This window comes from Winogradskyella eckloniae, from assembly GCF_013249045.1.
GTDB lineage: Bacteria > Bacteroidota > Bacteroidia > Flavobacteriales > Flavobacteriaceae > Winogradskyella > Winogradskyella eckloniae.
In genome coordinates this window covers 115,964-137,913 of the sequence record NZ_JABRWP010000003.1, presented here as the reverse complement: position 1 = coordinate 137,913, position 21,950 = coordinate 115,964, and the positions used below count along the sequence as shown (strand labels likewise).

22 protein-coding genes are annotated in these 21,950 nt (G+C 33.5%); 10 read left to right on the top strand and 12 right to left on the bottom strand.

All coding sequences use genetic code 11. The features are described from left to right. Nucleotides 1-63 precede the first annotated feature (63 nt). Nucleotides 64-1,221: a DUF3095 family protein gene (locus HNV08_RS05975; protein WP_173280264.1), complete on the bottom strand. Its 1,158-nt coding sequence runs from the start codon at nucleotides 1,219-1,221 to the stop codon at nucleotides 64-66. 168 nt (nucleotides 1,222-1,389) lie between these two features. Beyond that, nucleotides 1,390-3,426: a dipeptidyl-peptidase 3 family protein gene (locus HNV08_RS05970; RefSeq protein WP_173280263.1), complete on the bottom strand. Its 2,037-nt coding sequence runs from the start codon at nucleotides 3,424-3,426 to the stop codon at nucleotides 1,390-1,392. An 89-nt stretch (nucleotides 3,427-3,515) separates the two neighbouring features. Between HNV08_RS05970 and HNV08_RS05965 the strand changes: the two genes are divergently transcribed. Both HNV08_RS05965 and crcB read left to right on the top strand, forming a co-directional pair. Further along, a complete protein-coding gene (locus HNV08_RS05965) occupies nucleotides 3,516-4,550 on the top strand; it encodes an SRPBCC family protein (RefSeq protein WP_173280262.1) in 1,035 nt (344 codons plus the stop codon). 164 nt (nucleotides 4,551-4,714) lie between these two features. Then, nucleotides 4,715-5,080, top strand: coding sequence for a fluoride efflux transporter CrcB (crcB, locus tag HNV08_RS05960; protein ID WP_173280261.1), 366 nt, complete (start codon nucleotides 4,715-4,717; stop codon nucleotides 5,078-5,080). A 154-nt stretch (nucleotides 5,081-5,234) separates the two neighbouring features. Here crcB and HNV08_RS05955 read toward each other — a convergent pair whose 3' ends face one another. After that, nucleotides 5,235-5,837, bottom strand: a complete 603-nt coding sequence (locus HNV08_RS05955) for a DUF1684 domain-containing protein (RefSeq protein ID WP_173280260.1) — start codon at nucleotides 5,835-5,837, stop codon at nucleotides 5,235-5,237. A gap of 235 nt (nucleotides 5,838-6,072) precedes the next feature. On the opposite strand from HNV08_RS05955, the gene HNV08_RS05950 reads away from it, so the two are divergent. Genes HNV08_RS05950 through HNV08_RS05940 form a run of 3 tightly spaced genes read left to right on the top strand, consistent with a single transcriptional unit; the run spans nucleotide 6,073 to nucleotide 8,645 of the window. Then, nucleotides 6,073-7,284 (top strand): MDR family MFS transporter, encoded by a 1,212-nt coding sequence (locus HNV08_RS05950; RefSeq protein WP_173280259.1) that lies wholly within the window; start codon nucleotides 6,073-6,075, stop codon nucleotides 7,282-7,284. Beyond that, entirely contained in the window at nucleotides 7,284-7,661 is a 378-nt protein-coding gene (locus tag HNV08_RS05945; protein WP_173280258.1) for a VOC family protein, read from the top strand. Before HNV08_RS05950 ends, HNV08_RS05945 begins: the two co-directional genes overlap by 1 nt. A 9-nt stretch (nucleotides 7,662-7,670) precedes the next feature. Then, on the top strand, nucleotides 7,671-8,645 hold the full coding sequence (locus HNV08_RS05940) for a YpdA family putative bacillithiol disulfide reductase (RefSeq protein WP_173280257.1): 975 nt from the start codon (nucleotides 7,671-7,673) through the stop codon (nucleotides 8,643-8,645). Here HNV08_RS05940 and HNV08_RS05935 read toward each other — a convergent pair whose 3' ends face one another. Continuing rightward, entirely contained in the window at nucleotides 8,646-9,089 is a 444-nt protein-coding gene (locus tag HNV08_RS05935) for an Lrp/AsnC family transcriptional regulator (RefSeq protein ID WP_173280583.1), read from the bottom strand. 117 nt (nucleotides 9,090-9,206) lie between these two features. Here HNV08_RS05935 and HNV08_RS05930 point away from each other — a divergent pair, with 117 nt between their 5' ends. Then, nucleotides 9,207-9,602 (top strand): hypothetical protein, encoded by a 396-nt coding sequence (locus tag HNV08_RS05930; RefSeq protein WP_173280256.1) that lies wholly within the window; start codon nucleotides 9,207-9,209, stop codon nucleotides 9,600-9,602. 4 nt (nucleotides 9,603-9,606) lie between these two features. Here HNV08_RS05930 and HNV08_RS05925 read toward each other — a convergent pair whose 3' ends face one another. The 4 genes from HNV08_RS05925 to HNV08_RS05910 all read right to left on the bottom strand — a co-directional run bounded on the left by HNV08_RS05925 (nucleotide 9,607) and on the right by HNV08_RS05910 (nucleotide 15,271). Beyond that, a complete protein-coding gene (locus HNV08_RS05925) occupies nucleotides 9,607-10,221 on the bottom strand; it encodes a DEAD/DEAH box helicase (protein WP_173280255.1) in 615 nt (204 codons plus the stop codon). Between the two features lie 59 nt (nucleotides 10,222-10,280). Beyond that, nucleotides 10,281-10,820, bottom strand: coding sequence for a sigma-70 family RNA polymerase sigma factor (locus HNV08_RS05920; protein WP_173280254.1), 540 nt, complete (start codon nucleotides 10,818-10,820; stop codon nucleotides 10,281-10,283). Between the two features lie 244 nt (nucleotides 10,821-11,064). After that, the gene (locus tag HNV08_RS05915; protein ID WP_173280253.1) at nucleotides 11,065-11,532 is read right to left on the bottom strand and encodes an OsmC family protein; all 468 of its coding nucleotides are present in this window, start codon (nucleotides 11,530-11,532) and stop codon (nucleotides 11,065-11,067) included. Between the two features lie 277 nt (nucleotides 11,533-11,809). After that, a complete protein-coding gene (locus tag HNV08_RS05910; protein WP_173280252.1) occupies nucleotides 11,810-15,271 on the bottom strand; it encodes a methylmalonyl-CoA mutase family protein in 3,462 nt (1,153 codons plus the stop codon). Between the two features lie 145 nt (nucleotides 15,272-15,416). Between HNV08_RS05910 and purU the strand changes: the two genes are divergently transcribed. Beyond that, on the top strand, nucleotides 15,417-16,271 hold the full coding sequence (purU, locus tag HNV08_RS05905; protein WP_173280251.1) for a formyltetrahydrofolate deformylase: 855 nt from the start codon (nucleotides 15,417-15,419) through the stop codon (nucleotides 16,269-16,271). Nucleotides 16,272-16,544: 273 nt separating this feature from the next. Next, entirely contained in the window at nucleotides 16,545-17,645 is a 1,101-nt protein-coding gene (locus HNV08_RS05900) for an OmpA family protein (RefSeq protein ID WP_173280250.1), read from the top strand. A 38-nt stretch (nucleotides 17,646-17,683) separates the two neighbouring features. Here the strand turns inward: HNV08_RS05900 and HNV08_RS05895 are convergent, their stop codons facing one another. Next, on the bottom strand, nucleotides 17,684-18,814 hold the full coding sequence (locus HNV08_RS05895; RefSeq protein WP_173280249.1) for a TlpA family protein disulfide reductase: 1,131 nt from the start codon (nucleotides 18,812-18,814) through the stop codon (nucleotides 17,684-17,686). A gap of 159 nt (nucleotides 18,815-18,973) precedes the next feature. On the opposite strand from HNV08_RS05895, the gene HNV08_RS05890 reads away from it, so the two are divergent. Next, nucleotides 18,974-19,684, top strand: a complete 711-nt coding sequence (locus tag HNV08_RS05890) for a DUF4197 domain-containing protein (RefSeq protein WP_173280248.1) — start codon at nucleotides 18,974-18,976, stop codon at nucleotides 19,682-19,684. 79 nt (nucleotides 19,685-19,763) lie between these two features. Beyond that, nucleotides 19,764-19,961, top strand: a complete 198-nt coding sequence (locus HNV08_RS05885; protein ID WP_173280247.1) for a Lacal_2735 family protein — start codon at nucleotides 19,764-19,766, stop codon at nucleotides 19,959-19,961. 158 nt (nucleotides 19,962-20,119) lie between these two features. Here the strand turns inward: HNV08_RS05885 and HNV08_RS05880 are convergent, their stop codons facing one another. The 3 genes from HNV08_RS05880 to HNV08_RS05870 all read right to left on the bottom strand — a co-directional run bounded on the left by HNV08_RS05880 (nucleotide 20,120) and on the right by HNV08_RS05870 (nucleotide 21,839). Continuing rightward, entirely contained in the window at nucleotides 20,120-20,920 is an 801-nt protein-coding gene (locus tag HNV08_RS05880) for an ABC transporter substrate-binding protein (RefSeq protein WP_173280246.1), read from the bottom strand. A 117-nt stretch (nucleotides 20,921-21,037) separates the two neighbouring features. After that, complete coding sequence (locus HNV08_RS05875) at nucleotides 21,038-21,454, bottom strand: hypothetical protein (protein WP_173280245.1); 417 nt, start codon at nucleotides 21,452-21,454, stop codon at nucleotides 21,038-21,040. 19 nt (nucleotides 21,455-21,473) lie between these two features. Continuing rightward, on the bottom strand, nucleotides 21,474-21,839 hold the full coding sequence (locus tag HNV08_RS05870; protein ID WP_173280244.1) for a hypothetical protein: 366 nt from the start codon (nucleotides 21,837-21,839) through the stop codon (nucleotides 21,474-21,476). Nucleotides 21,840-21,950 lie beyond the last annotated feature (111 nt).

Below are 21,950 nucleotides of genomic sequence, written 5' to 3'. Positions count from 1 at the left end.
TAATTTTACGCATTGCAATCGTAAAATTCACTCAAACTGACGGATTTGATAAAAACTCTGCAACTATTGGTTCTTCAACTTTTGCTTAAACATTTTTGCTGCAGAAGTGTAACCACCTTCTGTTCCGTCTACAAAGTGGGAGTGTTTGGTTTTTCGGTCTAACACATAACACGACATAATTGAGGCATGCGTCACGTGGATACCATATATGAGTTTCTTGTCTTTTTCGAGTTGATTTAAATAGGCTGTAAAATCATCTATTTGAGATTGTTCTGCCGTAAAAACAGTATTAATCATACCATCTAGCATAAAGGTATGCGATAATTGCCCTATTTGCTGTACATAGTGTTTGCCTTCAGTTGAAAGGTTGAGATAAAATTTACCGATTAAAGTTGAAAACCATTTTTTTAACAAAAAAGCTAAACTTTGTCGGTGCAGCCGAATCTTCATTTCTTCCCAAATAGTGCGAATACTATAATTTAATTTTAAATTATCTGTTTTAATAATTTGACGTTCGTTAAAATCGCCAAACACAGCATCCATTGTATTTATAACGTCTCTGTACACTAATCTTTGATCTTTTTCCTGAAGCGCATCTAGCAACAAACACACTACTTTTTTTTCGGATTGATCTGGCTTTATTTGTTTCCAACGACATTCCATGCCTTCTAAATTCAGCAGCGTTTTTTCGAAATTAGTGCGCTTCTCTTCAAAATGGGTTTTAATAATCTCTTCAGCCTTTTTTAAACCGTTGCCTAAAACAATAGGTATGGTTAATTGGTTGGTTAATTGATGCTTTGCAATTTTTAAACCATAGTCTTGATCTCTTAGGTAACTTACCGAAATATGACCTACTCTTAGCACCAAATTTGTATGATTTTTAATATGAAGACTGTAATTATCTAAGATTTGAATAATATCTTCTAAATATAAGGTCGGAATTATAAATGTGGCGCCATCGCCTCCAAAAAAATAGGGAATCTCAACGCCTTGTTTTGCTTTTCTATTAAAATTTAAAACCGAAATAATAGCGCCTGTTGCTGTTAAATTAACCTTATGGTGTTTACCTTGATCTACGGCTTGTGTAGAATTTAATATATCAACTACAACCACATGCCAAGTATCTGGCACCTCTGTAAATGCAGATGCATTATCTAGCAACGCTACAAGTGTGCCTGCATGTTTTTTAAGATGGCTATAGTATTTTAAGTTTTCTACCATTTTAGGTTAACGCTATTCTATTTATACATATTAATCTTTCGTTGCTACTAAATTATTCCTTTTTTTGAAATGATGTGTAACGCATTCAGCTTTCAAAATTATAATCGATATCATAAAAAAGCACTTACAATAGTGCAAGTGCTTTTCTACAACTATAATTCGTTTACCTTAATTTATAGCAGGCAAATGGCTATAGTGTTTGCTATAGTTTAGCATTTGCTCTGCAAAAGCATTTGGCTGTGTAACTTTAATACTTGTAATTTCACCAGCTTCATTCGTTTCTGGCACTAACACCGGATTTACAAAACCACTGTAAGGCGGCGAAGGAAATTGTTCATTTCGCTTTAACACCTCAGCATGAATGGCTTGATCTACTTTTACACCATACCCTTCTACTAAAGCTTCAACGGCTGCAAAATCGCCTTCCGACTTAATACGCTGTGTTTCTTTAAGTAATTGCCCAAATAAGGTGTGTAATTTTTCGTAATCGTTGATATTAAAATAAGTTTTACCATCTCTAGTCACTTTTTCAATGACGTTATCTGCTTTTCCTTTTTCAAATACCCAAGCAGAAACCCATTGTCTGTTTCTCATATGTGCTTCCTCTACATCATCACCAAGATTTAAACGAATTAATTGGGTCATTAAACCGTTTCTGATGTAACCATCGTAAGCCGCTTTTCCTACTTTTTTCCAGTCTTCCACCAATCCTAAATCTTGTAATTTAGAATCGTACAAATAATACAAACCAACTAAATCAGCACGACCTTCTTCTAAAGTAGATGCATAATTTTTAAGTGTTTCTTTGGTCTCACCAACACCAGGATTTAATTGTCCTGAGGCATGACCAATAACTTCATGCAAAGCTGTGTGTAATTTATCTGCTAATTGTCCATATGCTTCTTCAAGTTGAAGTTCTTCATCGTCATGTACAAACTCTTTTAATCGACCAGAACCACCAGCATTGTTATAGGCATGAATAATGTTTCCTAAGGATACTGATTTACTTCCAACGGCAGCTCTAATCCAGTTTGCATTTGGTAAATTAACACCAATTGGCGTACTTGGCGATGCATCACCAGCTTCACCTGCTACGTTAACTACTTTGTAGGTTACACCAACAACATCTTTCTTTTTGTGTTCTGCCATTAAAGGCGAATTGTCTTCAAACCACTGTGCATTATCAGATAAAACAGCCATTTTTTTAGACATATCAAAATCGTTGATTTGCACAATAGTTTCATAAGAACCTCTGTAACCTAAAGGATCATTGTACACTTCAATAAAACTATTAATATAATCTACATTGCCTTCTGTTGCTGCTGTCCATGCGACATTATAATCATCCCAAGTTTGTAAATCTCCTGTTTTATAATAGTCAATTAATAATCCTAAAGCATTGCCTTGTGCTTCGTTTTCTGCAACACCTTTTGCTTTTTCTAACCACATTACAATCTTATCGATTGCAGAACCGTAGAGTCCACCAGATTTATAAACACGCTCTTTTAAAATCCCATCCGCTTTTACTAATTGCGAGTTTAAACCATACGATAAGGGCTTCTTTGGATCTGGCGATTTTTTAGACTTGTAGAAATCTTCAACATCCTTATTGGTAACGTTTGGCCCATAAAAATTAACAGCAGATTCTAATACATTATCGACACCTTTAGCCTGATTGACTTTTTTAGCATCTTTATCATTAAATAACACCTCAAACGCTTCGCCTTCTAACGTTGCACTCGTTGCAGACAACAACTTATTTAAATAGTCTTTTGAAAATTCTGGCACTAGTTTAGCATTAGAGTAATGATGATGGATACCGTTACTAAACCAAACGCGTTTTAGGTAGGTTTCAAAATTGGTCCAGTCTGACGTGGACTTATCGCCTTTATATTCTGTATAAACCGTTTCTAAAGCTTTTCTGATGGTAAGATTATGTCTGTAGTTTTGATCCCACATGATGTCTCTACCAGCCAAACCAGCTTCCGTTAAATAATACACTAACTTTTGCTCTTTTAGGGTTAAATTATCCCAACCTGGAATTTGATAACGCAACACCTTAATGTCTGCAAATTCTTCAACATTAAAACTGAATTCTTGTTCCACAGTTGCTTCTGCTTCAGCAATTTCAGTTTGAACTTGATCCTTACAACCTACAATAAACAAGGCAAAAACGCCTATTTTAAATAATGTTTTTAAATTCATGTTATATTTTTTAGTTGAAACCAAAGATAAGGTTTATATCACATATCATAAAATGACTATCTTTGAGAAACGCAAAAATCTTCTTAAACATGAAAGCCTTAAAATACATATTATTTTTACTGCTTATCCTTATAATAGGATTGTCAATCTTCATAGCTGTGCAGCCAAATTCTTTTGAAGTCACACGAAGCAGAACTATACAAGCACCACATGCTGTGATTTACAATAATGTTATAGATTTTAAAAATTGGGAGTCTTGGAATTCTTGGAAAGAAGACAACCCAGAACTTATAATGACGCTTAACGAACAAACGAAAGGCGTTGGTGGATCGTACACATGGGAAGACGAAGATGGCATTGGTGTTATGAAAACAATAAAAGCAACACCAAACACTTCGATAACACAAGAAATGCAATTTGGTGAGTTCCCTAAGTCTGACGTTAATTGGAAATTTAAACCCAATAAAGATGGTTCTACCGAAGTAACCTGGTCTATTGTAGGCAAGGATTTACCCTTTGCGTTTAAAATGTTTGCAACGTTTATGGGTGGCATGGAAAAACAAATTGGACCACATTATGAGCGTGGCTTAGAAATGCTAGACAGTGTTGTGCAAAAAGAAATGAAAGTGTATAGTATAAAAAGTGAAGGTGTAACCCAACATAGTGGTGGCTATTACATTTACAACACTACATCTTGTAAGTTTAGTGATTTTAAGAAAAACATGACGTCAATGCTCCCAAAGGTTGGCGCATATGCCATGACACATAATGTGACTATGGCTGGACCTCCTTTTATTTTATACCATAAATGGGATGAAGAAAATGATGCCGTTATTTTTTCGTGCTGTATACCAACAAATTCTAAAATTGTGACCACTGAAGACGATATTTTAACAGGACAATTGGACTCCTTTAGAGCTGTAAAAACTGTTTTAACCGGAAATTACAGCAACTTAAGAGAAGCCTGGGAAACCACTATGAAATATATAACTGATAATGATTTAGTAATGGTTGAAGGTGGCGCAATGTTAGAAACGTATCTTACTGATCCTAGGCATGAATTGAATCCTGCGAAATGGGTAACTGAGATTTATGTAGAAGTTGAGGATAAGACTGATGACTGAAAACTGATGACTGAAAACTGATGACTGAAGACTGATGACTGAAGACTGATGACTGATGACTGATGACTGATGACTGATGACTGATGACTGATGACTGATGACTGATGACTGATGACTGATGACTGATGACTGATGACTGATAACAATAAAGTAAAAGCTGAAATTTGAAACAAATAGTACTTGTATTTCTTGGTGGTGGATTTGGAAGTTCCTTACGATATATTATAGGGAAATGGCTTAATAATTCTGAAACTGGTATTCCTTACGGAACGTTTGCAGCCAATATTTTAGGGAGTTTACTGATTGGTATTATCCTTGGGCTTGCAGCAAAAAACGAAACCTTATCCCAAAGTCAGACGTTACTTTTAGCCACAGGTTTTTGTGGTGGCTTCACTACTTTTTCAACCTTTGCTTATGAAAATCATGTGTTTTTAAAATCTGGAGACTTTATGAGCTTTGCTTTTTACACTATTGCGAGTTTTGCCATTGGGTTTTTAGCAGTGTTTTTAGGCATGTATTTGGCTAAGTAGTCGTTGGAAATTAATTTTTCTCGCTAAAGCGCAAAGCCGCAATGAAAAAATTTCAAATTAGAACTTTGAAGCTCTGAAACGGAGTAAGTCTGAAATTCTGAAACTTTGAAACTTTGAAACTTTGAAACTTTGAAACTTTGAAACTAAAAAAAACCTACTGCTTCACAAACTTCTTTACACCTGCATTTACATCAGTATCTAAATAATTTACTCTTGGTACAATAGGACAAGAGAATTTTTCATTGTAAGCACAATACGGATTATAAGCGGTATTAAAATCGATGGTCATGGTATCACCTTCGGGAATATTTAAATCTATATAACGTCCACCTCCATACGTAGAGTTTCCATTTGTATTATCTAAAAACGGCAGAAAAAGGTAATTTTCAAAGCCTTCTTCTGTCATTAATTCTTTACCTTGATACACATTGAGCTCAAAAGATGTTCCATTTAACTCAAATGACAATACACCATAAACGCGTTCTAATGAACGTCGGTCTGTTGTGGTTTTCATCTCAAACCATTCGGTATCTGGTGTTCGTTTTAATGACGCTGTAACCACATAGGCTGTATCAAAATTAAAAAAATCTAAACCTACAAACACCTCTCTATCCTTTGGTTTTAAAGGCGATTTTGAAGCATCTTTAAAGTCTGCATTCATTTTTTTCTGCCAAGCTGTACCGTCCTTAATGGCCTGCTTACTTTGCGTACAACTCATTGATACTGTTACAAAAAGAAGTAATAAAATAGTCTTCATTTTTTAATTTTTAAAATTCAAAAATACGATTTACAAAAATTTATTGTAGTTTTGACTTCAGTATTTATATAAAAATCATGTTTCAAGTCACTAGATATACAAAGCAAACCACATCGAATTCTTCGGAATACATTCGGATGCATTATCTATTGTAGCTATATACATATATTAATTAACAATATTTAAAAGTCCGACGATAACGTCGGACTTTTTATTTTTATACCAACCACCAAAAATGAAAACACTATTCAACACCTATATTAATAACTTCAAAGGCCTTTCTAAAGAAATTTGGTGGCTTGCTCTTATTACACTTATCAACAGAGCTGGCACCATGGTCATTCCTTTCTTGTCTAAATATCTAAAAGAAAATTTAGAATTTTCTATTCCAGATGCTGGTACCATTCTAATGTTTTTTGGAATTGGTTCTTTTATAGGCTCTTGGTTAGGCGGAAAATTAACCGATAAAATAGGGTTTTATAAGGTTATGTTTTACAGCTTACTCCTAACTGGTATAGGTTTTATTGTCTTACAATATATAACCTCTTTTATAGGATTATGCATTGGCATATTAGTACTAATGAGTATTGCAGATACCTTTAGACCTGCCCTTTTTGTTTCGTTAAAAACGTACAGTAAACCAGAAAACCAAACAAGATCCCTTACTTTATTGCGATTAGCTATAAATTTAGGCATGGCATTTGGACCAATTCTGGCAGGTTTTATAATTGGTTTAGATGGTTATAATTTATTATTTTGGATAGATGGCATTACCTGTATTCTAGCCATTTTACTGTTCAGGTTAATAATAAAAGAAACTGTACAAAAGTTGTCTACAGAAGAAAAATTAATACACAAGCAGAATAGAAACGCGGTTTACAAGGATAAGACCTTCCTTATCTTTTTTGTGATCAGTTTTTTAATTGCTATGTCGTTTTTTCAATTAATAACTTCAATTCCAATTTATCATTTTGATGCTTATGGCTTATCAGAATTACAAACCGGCTTTATTATGTTTATAAATGGTGCCTTAATTGTACTGTTTGAAATGCCATTAATTGCCTATTTAGAAGCCAAAAAAATAGCGCACACTAAACTCATTTTAATAAGCGCTGTGTTATTTGCCATCAGCTACTTTGCGCTTTTATGTAACGCTTGGGTTGGAATTTTAGTTGTAAATATTATATTACTAACTTTTGCTGAAATGATTGGTTTCCCTTACACCAATGCCTTTGCTTTAAACAGAGCAAAAAAAGGCAGTGAAGGTAGTTATATGGCCTTATACACCATGTCTTTTGCTTTGGCTTCTATTGTAGGTCCAAAAATAGGTATGGATATTATATACAATCATGGTTACCAAATCAATTGGGTAATTACAGGATTGTATAGTGTTTTGGCTGTTTTACTCTCATTTTGGTTACAAAAACGTATAAAAATTAACCTCTAATGAATTTAAATCAAATTACAATCTCATCATTAGATACAAGAACATCAGTGAGATTTTACAAAAAATTAGGATTACGATTAATCGTTGACGCTTTACCGCGATACGCGCGTTTAGAATGCCCAAAAGGCGAGGCTACATTTTCTATTCACCATACAGACGATTTAATTATTAACAAAGGTGTTACCCTCTATTTTGAAGTAGAAAATCTTTCTAAAACGGTTTCAGAACTTCAAGAAAAAGGTATTATTTTTAATTCTGAAATTTTAGAACAATCTTGGCTGTGGCAGGAAGCACATTTAAATGATCCTGATGGTAATCCCATAATCATTTATCATGCTGGGAAAAATCGAAAAAACCCACCTTGGCGAATCAATTAAAATTGAAAAATGACTACTGAACTAAAAGATGTTATAATTATTGGTGCTGGACCCATAGGTATTGCCTGCGCTCTAGAATGTAAAAAACGCGGTTGGAATTATACGGTAATTGAAAAAGGCGCTTTAACCAATTCCTTGTTTAATTACCCTTTAAATATGACGTTTTTTTCAACCTCAGATAAATTAGAAATTGATAACATTCCGTTTATTAGCAATAACCCTAAGCCTACACGAAGCGAAGCTTTAGAATACTACAGACGCGTTACAACCTCAAATCAATTACACATTAACTTATTTGAAGAGGTACGTTCTTTTGAAAAAACAGCTGATGGATTTATAGTGATTTCCGATAAAAACAGTTATCAAACCAAAAAGGTAATTATTGCAACTGGCTTTTATGACATACCAAACTTGCTCAACATACCTGGTGAGCATTTACCGAAAGTGCTACATTATTATAAAGAAGCACATCCTTATACCTTACAAAATGTTGCTATTGTTGGCGCGAGTAATTCATCTGTAGATGCCGCCTTAGAAATTTATAGAAAAGGTGGCCACGTCACAATGATTATTAGAAATGATGCCATAGGCGAACGTGTAAAATATTGGGTGCGTCCAGATATTATTAATAGAATTGAAGAAGGCAGCATTAAGGCCTATTTTAATTCTGAAATCAAGGAAATTAAAGCCAATGAAATTCGTGTAAAAACACCTAACGAAACAATAACATTGCCTAACGATTTTGTGATTGCCCTTACAGGTTACCGACCTAATTTTAAATTTTTAGCCAAAGCCGGAATTGAATTCTCTTCAGACGGAAAGCAAATTCCTGTGTATAATGAAAACACCATGGAATCTAATGTAGAAGGTATCTATTTGGCAGGCGTTATTTGCGGTGGACTAGAAACACACAAATGGTTTATTGAAAACTCTAGAATTCATGCAAAAACCATAGCTACTCATATTGAAGAACGTCTAAGTTAATTATTTTAAGGGCTTTATTTCACTATATTTTACAACATGAGATAAAACAATTTGCGTTTTTGTTTCACCGAAACTAATTAGTTGATCAATAAATGTTTCAAGGTGTTTTTGATTTTTTAAAACTACCTCCATTACTATATTTTCATTCCCAGTAATTCGATAACAGTTAACCACCTCATCATAGGTTTTCACCTTTTCTAGAAATGGTTTTAGCATTCCCATAAAAGCTCTTAAGGTAATCAGTGCTTTTAACTGATAGCCCACTTCAAAGGGCGAAATAAATGTTGTATAGCCTTGGATGATTTCAGCATCTTCCATCTTTTTTATGCGTTCAGAAACTGCAGGTGATGTGATACCAACGCGTCGTCCAATTTCTGCATTAGACATCCTAGCATTCTGTTGAAGACACTTTAAAATCTTCCAATTCAATTTATCCATAATTATTTAAAGAAATAATACTGTAATAACATAATTATTAAAGTAAATATACAAAATTGCTTTAATAATTAAAGTCAGTTTTAATTTTTAGTCCTTAATTTCGTCAGTATTGCTATCGAATTTATGAGTTACAACCTACCTTCAAACTTTTCTGACTTGCCTGTGTACCAAAAGGCAATGGATATTATTGTACTTTCTCGAAGCATTTCTACGTATTTAAATCAAGATTTATCTTATTTAAATATGGATGGTTCTGAGAATGAGCATATTTATTTCACAGGAGATATCGTTCAACAATCTACAAATCTTGCACCTCGTATAATTAGTGCAGAACAAGAGCGTTGTTCTTTGAAAAAAAACAAACACCTAGAATCTTTAGATCTTTTAACGACACGCTTATATAGCAATTGTAGACGTCTAGAAAAATCTAATAGTAATGGTAGAGACTATTTGCCTATTCTTAGAGGCGAATTAAGAAAATTTAGAAAGCTGAAGCATCATTGGATGATGACCTTGTAAATTATTATTTCCCTTTTACCAACTGCGCATTACTCATAAATGAATTCTGATAATTCTTTATTTTAGAGTTTAAGACATCGGCAATAATTACAAACTGACATTTAGAAAGACTTTCAGATAAGCGTAATATATGATTGTAGCCATTATTTCGGGCTAAAAAATCGGCATCATCTATCGCAAATAATTGAATTTCGCCTAAATGAATGCCATTTAAAAAATAAAGCTTACTTAATCTAGAAGGTGTAGCGATAACAATATCTTGTCCGTAATACACTTCTGTTTTCTGCTTTTCAATATCGTATTCGTCGTAAAGTGCAAAGACTCTTAAATCTGTAGGATAGGTAAATTTTTCAAATTCTTCTTTCAAATTTAGAGCGTCTTGCTTATCGTTAACTACAATAATTGCTCTTGGTGAATCTTCAAAAGCGGCTGCTTTTAACTTATGTATCGTTGCTATTATTAGCGCTGTCGTTTTTCCTTGTCCTTTTGGCGCAATGACATAGGCATCTGAGCCACCTTTTAAAACAGGTAATACTTTTTTCTGAAAGGGGTTTGATGTTTCAAAACCTGCATTTTCTAAAGATTCTTTTAATAAAGGGTGTAGTTTTTTGAAGGACATGGTACTGATTATAAAAATAACGCACTTAATCATTTAAGCTTGCAGCCTCAAAGATACTATTAATGACAAACTTTACAGTCCGCTTTGTCTTGTATTTCTCCAACCAAATGCCCTTCGTCATTCATTACAAAGCCGCAACAATCCATAAAACCTTCAGCAATTTGTTGCCTAGCACGTTGAATTTGTGATTTTACGGTTGGCAAAGGCAAGTGCAATTGATTGGCAACCTCTTGTTGTTTTAGTCCTTTAATATCTGATAAAAACAAAGGATCTCTATATTTTTTTGGTAAGCTTTTTATAATACCTCGTAAGCAATCTTGCTCAGAATGTGCTTCTGGTTCTGGCTCTGCTTCAAGTTCTAAATCTTCAACAGGTAATTCTTGTTTACTCGTTCTAAAATAATCTAAAATTGTATAACGTGCTATAGAGAACACCCAAGGTTTCAGCTTGGTCTCATCTTTTAAAGTGTGAAGTTTGGTATGTACTTTAATAAAAGTGTCTTGCAGAATATCTTCTGTAATTGATGTATTCTTTACCTTACTTAAAATAAAGTGTTGTACATCTTCTGCATAATTTCCCCAAACTTCTTTTGTAGTCATATTCTAATTTAACTAAAATTAATTCGGACACAAAATTCCGCATCCGAACTAACACTAATTTAACAGTTACAATGGGTACATGTACAGTTATCACAGGTACAATTGTTGCAATTTCCTTTTGAGCAACCTTCGCAGTTGCACGTACAGTCTATAGTTTTCATGATATATGATTTTTATGTTCATATAATAGACGTGGAAGTTTCAAAAAAGATGCAACAGAATACAATTATTTTTTCAAAATGACTTATTTCACAACAATAGTGGCTTCATGACAAATAGGAAAATTACAAGAATTAGCAATAAAACAAAGCGCATTGGCTTTAGCATGAAGACTTAATGCTAAAGCCTTTTGGTCAAAATCTTTGATCGTTACCACTGGTTGCAATCGCACACATTTAAAACTTCCACGACCTGAAGCTACAACTTCTAAATCGCCTTCGGCTTGATCGGTGTAACTTACAACTTCAATATGGTGTTGTGCACACACATATAAATAAGACATCATATGGCAAGACGCTAAAGCCGACAATAATAAATCTTCAGGATTGTATAACGTGTCATCTCCTCTAAAGGGTTTTGCAGCCGACACTTGTAAATCCGAAATCTTATTGGCTATGATTACTTTATGATTTCTGCTAAACGTCCTTGGATTTTTAGTGCTTTCGCCTTCGTTAATTTTCCAATTTACAGTCGCTTTAAAGGTGTGTTGCATTGATATTTTTTATTGAAAGTAAAAAAAGCGTTTCTAAAAATGAAACGCTTTTTGTTATAAATATAATTATAGTGCCTCGAGAAATCCTTCGCTTTACTCTGAAGGACTACTTCTGCTAAAGAAAAGTGATTCTCTGAGATACTTAGGCTTCGCTCAGCATAAGCGATTCACACACTTTTTGCAAAAAGGCAAAAAGTGGTTCTCTGAGATACTTCGGCTTCGCTCAGCATAAGCGATTCACACACTTTTTGCGAAAAGGCAAAAAGTGGTTCTCTGCTTACATGTTTCTGCGATACTGACCACCAACTTCAAACAAAGCTGACGTAATTTCACCTAAACTACACACTTTACATACATCCATTAAAGCTTCAAAAATATTCTCGTTATTAATGGCTTTGTGCTGTAAGTCTTTAAGCATCGCTTTAGTATCATTGGCTTTATGTAAATTCTCTAGAGTTTTTATCTGGAATTGCTTCTCTTCTTCCGTTGCTCTAATCACTTCCGCAGGAATTACTGTTGGCGAACCTTTAGAACTTAAAAATGTGTTTACACCAATAATTGGGAATTTTCCGTTGTGTTTCAAGGTTTCATAATACAAACTCTCTTCTTGTATTTTACTGCGTTGGTACATGGTTTCCATAGCGCCTAAAACACCACCACGCTCTGTAATTCTGTCAAATTCTTGTAATACTGCTTCTTCAACTAAATCGGTTAATTCTTCAATTATAAAAGAGCCTTGAATTGGGTTTTCGTTTTTATTTAACCCTAATTCTTTATTGATAATTAATTGAATGGCCATGGCACGTCTTACCGATTCTTCAGTTGGCGTTGTAATTGCCTCATCGTAAGCATTGGTGTGTAATGAGTTACAATTATCGTAAATAGCATACAAGGCTTGTAGCGTTGTACGAATATCATTAAAGTCAATTTCTTGTGCGTGTAAGCTTCGTCCAGACGTTTGAATATGGTATTTAAGCATTTGCGCTCTTGCATTGGCTCCATATTTGTGCTTCATGGCTTTTGCCCAAATTTTTCTAGCCACACGACCAATCACTGCATATTCTGGATCGATTCCGTTTGAGAAAAAGAAGGATAAGTTTGGACCAAACTTATTGATATCCATACCACGACTTAAATAGTATTCCACGTAAGTGAAACCGTTAGATAAGGTCAGTGCTAATTGGGTAATAGGGTTTGCTCCTGCTTCTGCAATATGATATCCAGAAATAGACACCGAATAAAAATTACGCACGTTATTGGCAATAAAATATTCTTGCACGTCTCCCATTAATCGTAATGCGAATTCGGTAGAGAAAATACAAGTATTTTGTGCTTGATCTTCTTTTAAAATATCGGCTTGAACCGTTCCTCTTACTTGTGCAATGGTATTCTTTTTAATCTCTGCATACACGTCTGGTGGTAATACCTGATCACCAGTAACACCTAATAACATTAAACCTAAACCATTGTTTCCTTCTGGTAATTCACCATTGTATTTAGGACGTTCTTTATCCTTATAAAGCTTCGCAATTTTTGCTTCTACGTCGTCTTCAAGACCATTTTCTTTAATGTATAATTCACATTGTTGGTCAATGGCTGCATTCATAAAAAAACCTAGCAACATTGGCGCAGGACCATTAATGGTCATACTTACCGAGGTCATAACATTTGCTAAATCGAAACCAGAATATAGTTTTTTAGCATCGTCTAAACAACAAATAGAAACACCTGCATTACCAATTTTTCCGTAGATATCTGGACGTAAATCGGGATCGTTTCCGTAGAGGGTTACACTATCAAAAGCAGTAGATAAACGCTTGGCTGGTAAACCTGCACTGACATAGTGAAAACGTCTGTTGGTACGTTCTGGTCCACCTTCGCCAGCAAACATACGTGCTGGATCCTCTCCTGTACGTTTAAATGGGTATAATCCTGAAGTATACGGAAATTCTCCTGGCACATTTTCTTGTAATGACCAACGTAATAAATCTCCCCAAGCCTGGTATTTTGGTAAAGCTACTCTTGGAATTTGTAAGTGCGATAAGGATTCAGAATGGGTTTCGATTTTTATTTCTTTATCTCTAACTTTAAAGCTATAAATCGGATTTTTATATTGGTTTACTTTGTCGTCCCAACCAGTTATCACTTCCCAATTGTAAGGGTCTAAGTTTAATTTTACACGGTCGAATTCTGCAATAAGTAATTTTATAAAGTCTTTATTGTCATCCTGAACTTGCTTCAGGATCTCATCTTGATTAAGTCCTTGCTTACCAATAAGAGACATCTCGACTGCGCTCGATGTGACATCCATTACCGAACAAATGGTTTTATAAATTCCGTAAAGTTTTTGAGCCACCTCAACTTGAGTCTTTGCTGTTTTATTGTAAGCACGATTATTTTCAGCAATTTCAGATAAATAACGTGTTCTACTTGGAGGAATTACAAAAATCTTTTCGCTCATTTCATCAGAAATATGAAACGTAGATTTTAAGTCTGAATCTGCTTTTTCAACCAACTTATCCATGATGGCTTTGTATAGCGTATTCATTCCTGGATCGTTAAATTGCGACGCAATAGTTCCATAAACAGGTAAATCTTCTTGTGGTGTATCCCAAAGATTATTGTTACGCATGTATTGTTTTTTTACATCACGTAAGGCATCTAAAGAACCACGTTTATCAAATTTATTAATGGCTACTAGATCTGCAAAATCTAGCATGTCTATTTTTTCTAATTGTGTTGCTGCTCCAAATTCTGGTGTCATTACATAAAGAGAAACATCAGAATGTTCAATAATTTCGGTATCAGACTGTCCAATACCTGAGGTTTCTAGGATAATTAAATCGTATTCTGCAGCTTTTAAAACCTCAACCGCTTCATTAACATATTTAGATAATGCTAAGTTAGATTGACGTGTTGCCAAACTACGCATATATACTCTTGGTGAGTTAATCGCATTCATACGAATACGATCGCCTAAAAGTGCGCCTCCTGTTTTACGTTTAGAAGGATCTACAGATACTAAGCCAATCGTTTTTTCTGGAAAATCTATTAAAAAACGACGTACTAATTCGTCTACTAAAGAGGATTTTCCTGCGCCTCCAGTTCCTGTAATCCCTAAAACTGGAGCCCCTTCTAACTTCCCCAAAGGAGAAGAATTCTTACTCGTTTGAGAAAATAACTTCTCAAACTTATCATGTTGATTTTCCGCAAAAGATATTAATCTAGCGATCGTATTAACATCTTTATCTTTTAAGCTCTGCGTAATTTCCTTCCCTTTGGGAAGGATTAAGGATGGGCTAAGATAATCTGACTGCTCTACCAAATCGTTAATCATGCCTTGCAAACCCATAGCACGACCATCGTCTGGAGAATAGATTCGCGCAATACCATAATCCATTAATTCTTTAATTTCTGAAGGCAAAATTACACCTCCTCCACCACCAAAAATCTTGATGTGCTCTGCACCTCTTTCTTTTAAAAGATCGTACATATATTTAAAATACTCGTTATGACCACCTTGGTAAGAGGTTAAACAAATGGCATTGGCATCTTCTTGAATGGCTGTATTTACAACCTCGTCTACACTTCTATCATGGCCTAAATGGATAACCTCTACACCTGTAGATTGAATAATACGACGCATAATATTGATAGACGCATCATGGCCATCAAATAAAGACGCAGCAGTTACAATTCTAACTTTATGTTTGGGTTTATACGGAGTAGCTTGTATCATTCTTAAAAAATAATCTGATTTAGGCTTGCAATTTACGGATTATTCAAAAATATATTACAATAATCAACAAATATCTAAAACTTTAAAAAAAGCCATATAGCTTACATTTTTAATTACTTTTATCCACTCATTTAAGTTTAGTTTTATGCAGAAAATAACATTACTTATTAATTGTGAAGACCAGTCCAACATTATTGCTTCTGTGACTTCATTTATGGCTTCTAATGAAGGTAATATTGTTTATATCGATCAGCATGTCGATAGAGAGCAAAACATCTTTTTTATGCGATTAGAGTGTGAGTTTAATTCGAGTTCATTTTCAGTAGAAGATTTTAAACAGTTATTTAAAAGCGCATTAGTGGCTAAATTTAAGCTTAAATGGCGTATTTATGCGGCAGAAAAGAAACCCAAAATGGCATTGTTCGTTTCAAAATACGATCATTGTTTATATGACATTCTTAGTCGGTACAACTCAGGAGAATTATTTCTAGACATTCCTTTTATTTTAAGTAATCATCTGGATTTAAAACCTATTGCAGAAAGTTTTAATATTCCGTTTTATCATGTTCCTATTACAAAAACCACAAAACGGGAAGCCGAACAAGAGCAATTAAAACTTTTAGAAGCGCACAATATTGACTTCATTGTTTTAGCACGTTATATGCAAATTGTTTCTAAAACGTTGATAGATAAATATCCTAATAAGATCATCAATATTCATCATTCTTTCTTACCTGCTTTTGTTGGTGCTAAACCTTACCATTCGGCTTACAAACGTGGTGTTAAAATTATTGGAGCAACAAGTCATTATATTACAGAAGAATTAGATGCAGGACCAATAATTGAACAAGATGTTACACAAGTATCGCATACACATTCTATTAAAGACTTAATTGCCAAAGGACGCGACTTAGAAAAAATTGTATTGTCTAACGCAATAAAACTGCATGCGAATAGGAAGGTCATGGTATTTAATAATAAAACGGTTATTTTCTCTTAAAAACACCTCAAAACTTACGAAGTCGCAATTAATTTTGATAAAAAATACGTTTTACGCAAATATTATGTTAATATTATCATAATTTTTTATACATTGCAACCCCTCGATTTAAAATCAAAATCCAAATCTATTATTCGCTAAACTTTCAGCATTAATTTCCCCCTAACTAAAATTAATGTGACCTATGTTATATTATTGCATCTAATATGATGTGAGAGATTAAGTTTTCTTGCTAAAAAAAATGTAAACTATTAACTATTTAATTATTTATCCATGAAACAAAAACTATTATTATTGGTATGCTTTATTGCCGGAATCGGATTTTCTCAAGCGCAAGGTTTACCATCAAACCCAGAACCAGGAAAGTGTTACGTAAAATGTATTACTAAGGATTCTTTTAAAGAAGTAGAAGAAACAATACAAACGTATCCTGCTTATACTACTTTAAAAGTAGTTCCTGCAACGTATAAAACTGTTGAAGAGCGCGTATTAGTAAAAGAAGCTTCAAAAAAGTTTGTTTACGTACCTGCTACATACGAAACTGTAGAAGTACCTTACGTTAAACAAGAAAGCCGTACAGATTTAAAAGTTGTACCTGCTACTTTTGGAAATGACTCAAGAACTTTTGAAGTTTACCCTCAAACTTCAGGATGGGAGTACAAAATTCTAGAAGATTGTCCTTCAGTAAACAAAGATGACTGTGTTGCCGCTTGTTTTGTTGAGTATCCTGCACAATCAAGAGATGTTGGATTTACAACATTATCATCAGATGCTAGTACAAATTCTGTACCAGTACCAGAACAAACAACAACGTACAAGAAAAGAGTTATTAAAACGCCTGCAAGAATGGATGAAATTGAAATTCCTGCAGAATACACTACAATAAAAAGAAGAGTTATTGATACACCTGCTTCTACGACAACAAATACAATTGCTGCACAGTACCAAACTGTAACAAGAACTGTATTAGATAAAAAAGGTGGTATTACTACTTGGGAAGAAGTTGAGTGTGAATTATTAGATCCTAACGTATTACCAGTTTATTATGAGTTAGGTAGCGCAAGATTAACAGCTGCGTCTAAAAAGACAATTGACAGTACTTTATTACCAATCTTAACTGATTCTAACGTAAGTATTGAAATTATGTCTCATACAGATTCTAGAGGTAACGATGATTTCAACCAGTCTTTATCACAACAAAGAGCTAATTCTGTAGTAAACTATTTAGTATCTAAAGGGATCTCAAGAAGCAGATTAACTGCAAGAGGATTTGGAGAAACTAAATTAAGAAACAGATGTTCTAACGGTGTAGATTGTACTGAAACACAACACCAAAATAACAGACGTACAGAATTTAGAGTAATCAGCAACTAAGAAAACCTAAATAACAACCGTACGAAAAAGCTCCTTATTTAAGGAGCTTTTTTTTGTATATGATATACAGGATAGGACACTATTTTCTTTTCTGCAATTATCCCAAAGTTATCTTCGAGATCAGATTGCATTAATTGAAAAAACTTATAATGAAAGTCCCAATCATGAAGCGATAAACTAACCAGATTATCATCTGGAACTATAATAGGCATATCTAAAACGTAAGCTAATTGATAAGCTACATCACGCAATGAAACGTTATCTGCCTGTATTTGCGCATCACCAACCAAATACTTGGCATTGTTTTTTCCCCAATCGATTTGTTGGGTATCCCAAAATTTTGAAGCATCTGCAGAAAAACTAATCCCTTCACCGTCTTTGTAGGTTCTCACAACACCAAGATTCATTTCATTAACAAGTTTTACCGCCAAGTTTTCGTTCTCATTCATAGGTTTTTTAAAATACACCTCATAATTGGTGTTTAGATGCTCCTCAATGACAATTTGATTTTTATAAATTTTTGCTAAGTAACCTACGATTTGCTTTAGAGACCCAGTTAATTTTAAATAATTCTCAGTATCTACAACCGATAATTCTTCAACATTATTACTAAGCGCATTTATCTCTAAATCTTCAATTGGCACATATTCTGAAATACTTTCATCCTCAATAGTTTCTATCTTAAAAAAAGAACTCAAGGACGATTTAGACGATTGTTGTCTTAGGAATTTGGAAACAATTTCTTTTTTTAAGTCTGGAGCACCTCCTCGCCAAAGCACCTTACCTTGACTATTAAAGAGTACACCATCTGGCAAAACAGCAACTTCATAGCTCTTAAATGTTTCTTTATTATAATCTATAGCAATAGCTAAATCTGCAGGCTTCTTTTTAAGGAAGCGCTCAACCACCAAAGGGTTTTCTGATGTGAGTGAAACGATATACAAATCATTAGGAAACTGTTTTTGCAGCACACCCAAATGCTCTTTTGCCGTTATACATGGTCCACACCACGTAGCCCAAAAATCAACAAAATATAATTTATTGTTATCTGTAGTTGCAATTTTAGACTCCTGTAAAAATTCTGAGACTTTTATCTGGCTGTGAAGACCATGACTAAAACTCACAAAAATTAATAAAATACCTAAGATTCTATTTCTAATTAATTCCATTAAATATGATACTTTTATTAGCTGTAATCAAATATGATGCTAAAGTAATAATTTGAAAAATTAAATTTAACATTATAGCAATTACTATTAACAATTATTGGTTAATAATTAAACCTCTTAGAACTAAGTTTATTTTATATTTGCAAAAAAAATATAATTATGAGACGATTATTAGCAGCAGTCCTTTGTTTTACTTTATTATTTAACTCTTGTGATGAATTACAAGAAGTTGTCAACCAATTACCTCAAACAGAAGGTGTATTAAGCAGTACAGATATTGCAGCCGGATTACGAGAAGCTTTAGATGTAGGTATAGATAAACAAGTTACCAAATTAACCCAAGAAGATGGTTTTTTTAAAAATGAACTTGTAAAAATAGTTTTACCCGAAGAATTACAAAAAGTAGATTCTGGTTTACGTAAAATTGGCTTAGGTAGTTTAGCAGATGAAGGTTTAAAAGTGCTTAATAGAGCAGCAGAAGATGCAGTAAAAGAGGCAACACCTATTTTTGTGAGTGCAGTAAGCGATATTACTTTTGACGACGCAAAAAACATATTATTAGGCGAAGATAATGCAGCGACATCTTACTTAACAACGAAAACAGAAACTGCACTTTACGCTAAATTTAAACCTGTTATTGAAAATTCATTTAGTAAAGTAGGTGCAGATCAAATCTGGTCGAACCTCATCACTAAATACAATAACATACCATTAACCAATAACGTCAATCCAGATTTAACAGATTACGTAACTACAGAAGCACTTAAAGGTGTTTACACCATGATTGCTGTTGAAGAAAAAGAAATTAGAACAAAAGTTTCTTCTCGTGGCTCTGATCTTTTAAAGAAAGTATTTGCGCTACAAGACTAATCCACTTTTTATTATTCTTTTTTCTGATTTAAAAGTTAAATCATTAACTTTCTGCAACTAACTAATAATATATTACGTTGTGGTTCATTTAAATCAGCTGATTAACAAAAAGAAAAAACTCAATACTAAATATAAGCGTCTTATTGAAGACGCTTATAATTTTAGGCAAACAGACCATGCGTTAAGCGATTTTTCTGAATTTAAAGCAACTAAAATTCTTCATAAAATAAATAAACTCAAATTTATTTTAGGAGATACTAATGTTGTCGCAAATTAATTTAGAAACATTACTGTTTTAAAAATTACAGTATAGTAATCTTAATCTAATACTCACTTAACATCAAGCTGATATAAATTAATCACCTTTGTATCACATAAAGATTGAGTTAGTAAACGTCTTTTATTAGATTAAGATTGTTAGTTCAAAGTCGGTATTTAGGGAAATATCGACTTTTTTATTGCATTGCGTAGACCATTAAAATACGTATACGATTGCAACAGACGACTCCCATACCACGAGAACAATTCTCCATCAACAATTTTTATTAATGTCTCAGGGCATTGGGTTTTAAATTCTAAAACGTCTTGTGCACTAAATGGAAATGGCTCACTAGACAATAATACCACATCAGCTTCTTTTAATAAAGGCGAATTTAGTTCTATTATTGGATACCTTTTTTGATCTTTAAACACATTTACAAAGCCTGCTTCGCTTAGCATTTCATCTATAAAATTATCTGAAGCCACCACCATCCATGGGTTTTTCCAAATAAAATAAGCCACCTTTATAATAGGTTGCTTTAAAAGCTTAAATCTATTGCGTTCCTTTGCAATAGCTTGTATTAATTCTAATGCCTTAGCTTCTACATTAAACAAGTCTCCATACATATGAATGAGCTCAAAACAATCATTGAGATTATACACATCACTAATATGAATTGGCGCTATGGTTGCCATAGATGCAATCATTTCTTTTGTGTTCTCTTCTTTATTACAAAGAATTAGATCTGGATGTAAATCTTTAATTTTTTGAAGATTAACCTGTTTTGTTCCACCCACTACACCTGCAGATTTTCGTATCGTGTTAGGATGAATACAGAATTTTGTAACACCAACGATTACTGATTCTAGTCCTAAATCTACTAACAATTCGGTTTGCGAAGGCACTAACGAAATGATTCGCTTTGGTATTTTGTTAAGAATAACCGTTCTATTAAGCTGATCGTTATAGGTCATCGTTGCTGTTAAAAACTTAATGTTTTGTGCATATAAGGTATCTTGAATCTCCTTTCAAAATGTAATACGCAAATTAATAATCTTTGTATTGGCCCTAAATACCATACTATTGAATTGCTATTTATAGCTTGCTATAATATTGTTTCCCACCCTTAATTCTGCTATAGCAATTAGCAACACTATTATAATTTCGATTATGACGTATAACCAACCAAAAACTGTAATAGAGTCAATATGATAGCAGGTAATTCCTAACGAGAGGCAACAATATAATATATTAATGACAGCAATTCCTTTTAATAATAAACCAACGTTATTTCCTGTTTGCATATAGCTATAAATATCATACACAAGAAAGAACAAGGGTAAAACAGCAAGACCGTATAAAACAGGTATTGGCATCCCAAAAATCTGTTCAAATTCCACTAATACAACACCTAATAAAAAAGAAGAAAGTATAGCGCCAAAACCATCTAATAAAAAAAGTCGTCTTGGATTTGAAGTTGCATTTTTTACGATCTTATTAATTATCATTTTATTGGAGTGAAGCCAGTTATTTCTTAAACGTCATAAAAGTAGCAGCACCTATTCCGATACTAGGATACAGATTTTCTATTTTAAATTCGGAACTGTTTATAATCTCAATTTCAAAATTTTGTACTGTAGAACCCTCTGTAATTGGTGTTAATTTTAAAACATTTCCTATTATTTCGTAATTAAACTCGTCTACAATTGCACTGTTAGATTCTAATTTTTCTAGGGTATTTTCATTGATAAAATTTAATTGAGAACGTCCTTCTTCCGGAAACGTTTCAGAATACAGACCTGCTAATTGTTGCGCATTACCATCATCGCTAGTTTTGCAAGAGATACACATACTCAACAGAAAAAGAAATAGTATAATTTTAAAATTTCTCATTGCTTACATTTTGATTACACCTACACCTCTCAAAGGTTTAATACACAATTACTTTGACTGGATTATGAACTAAAGTTAGTAAACAAAAACGAACGTAGAAAATTTTAAAAC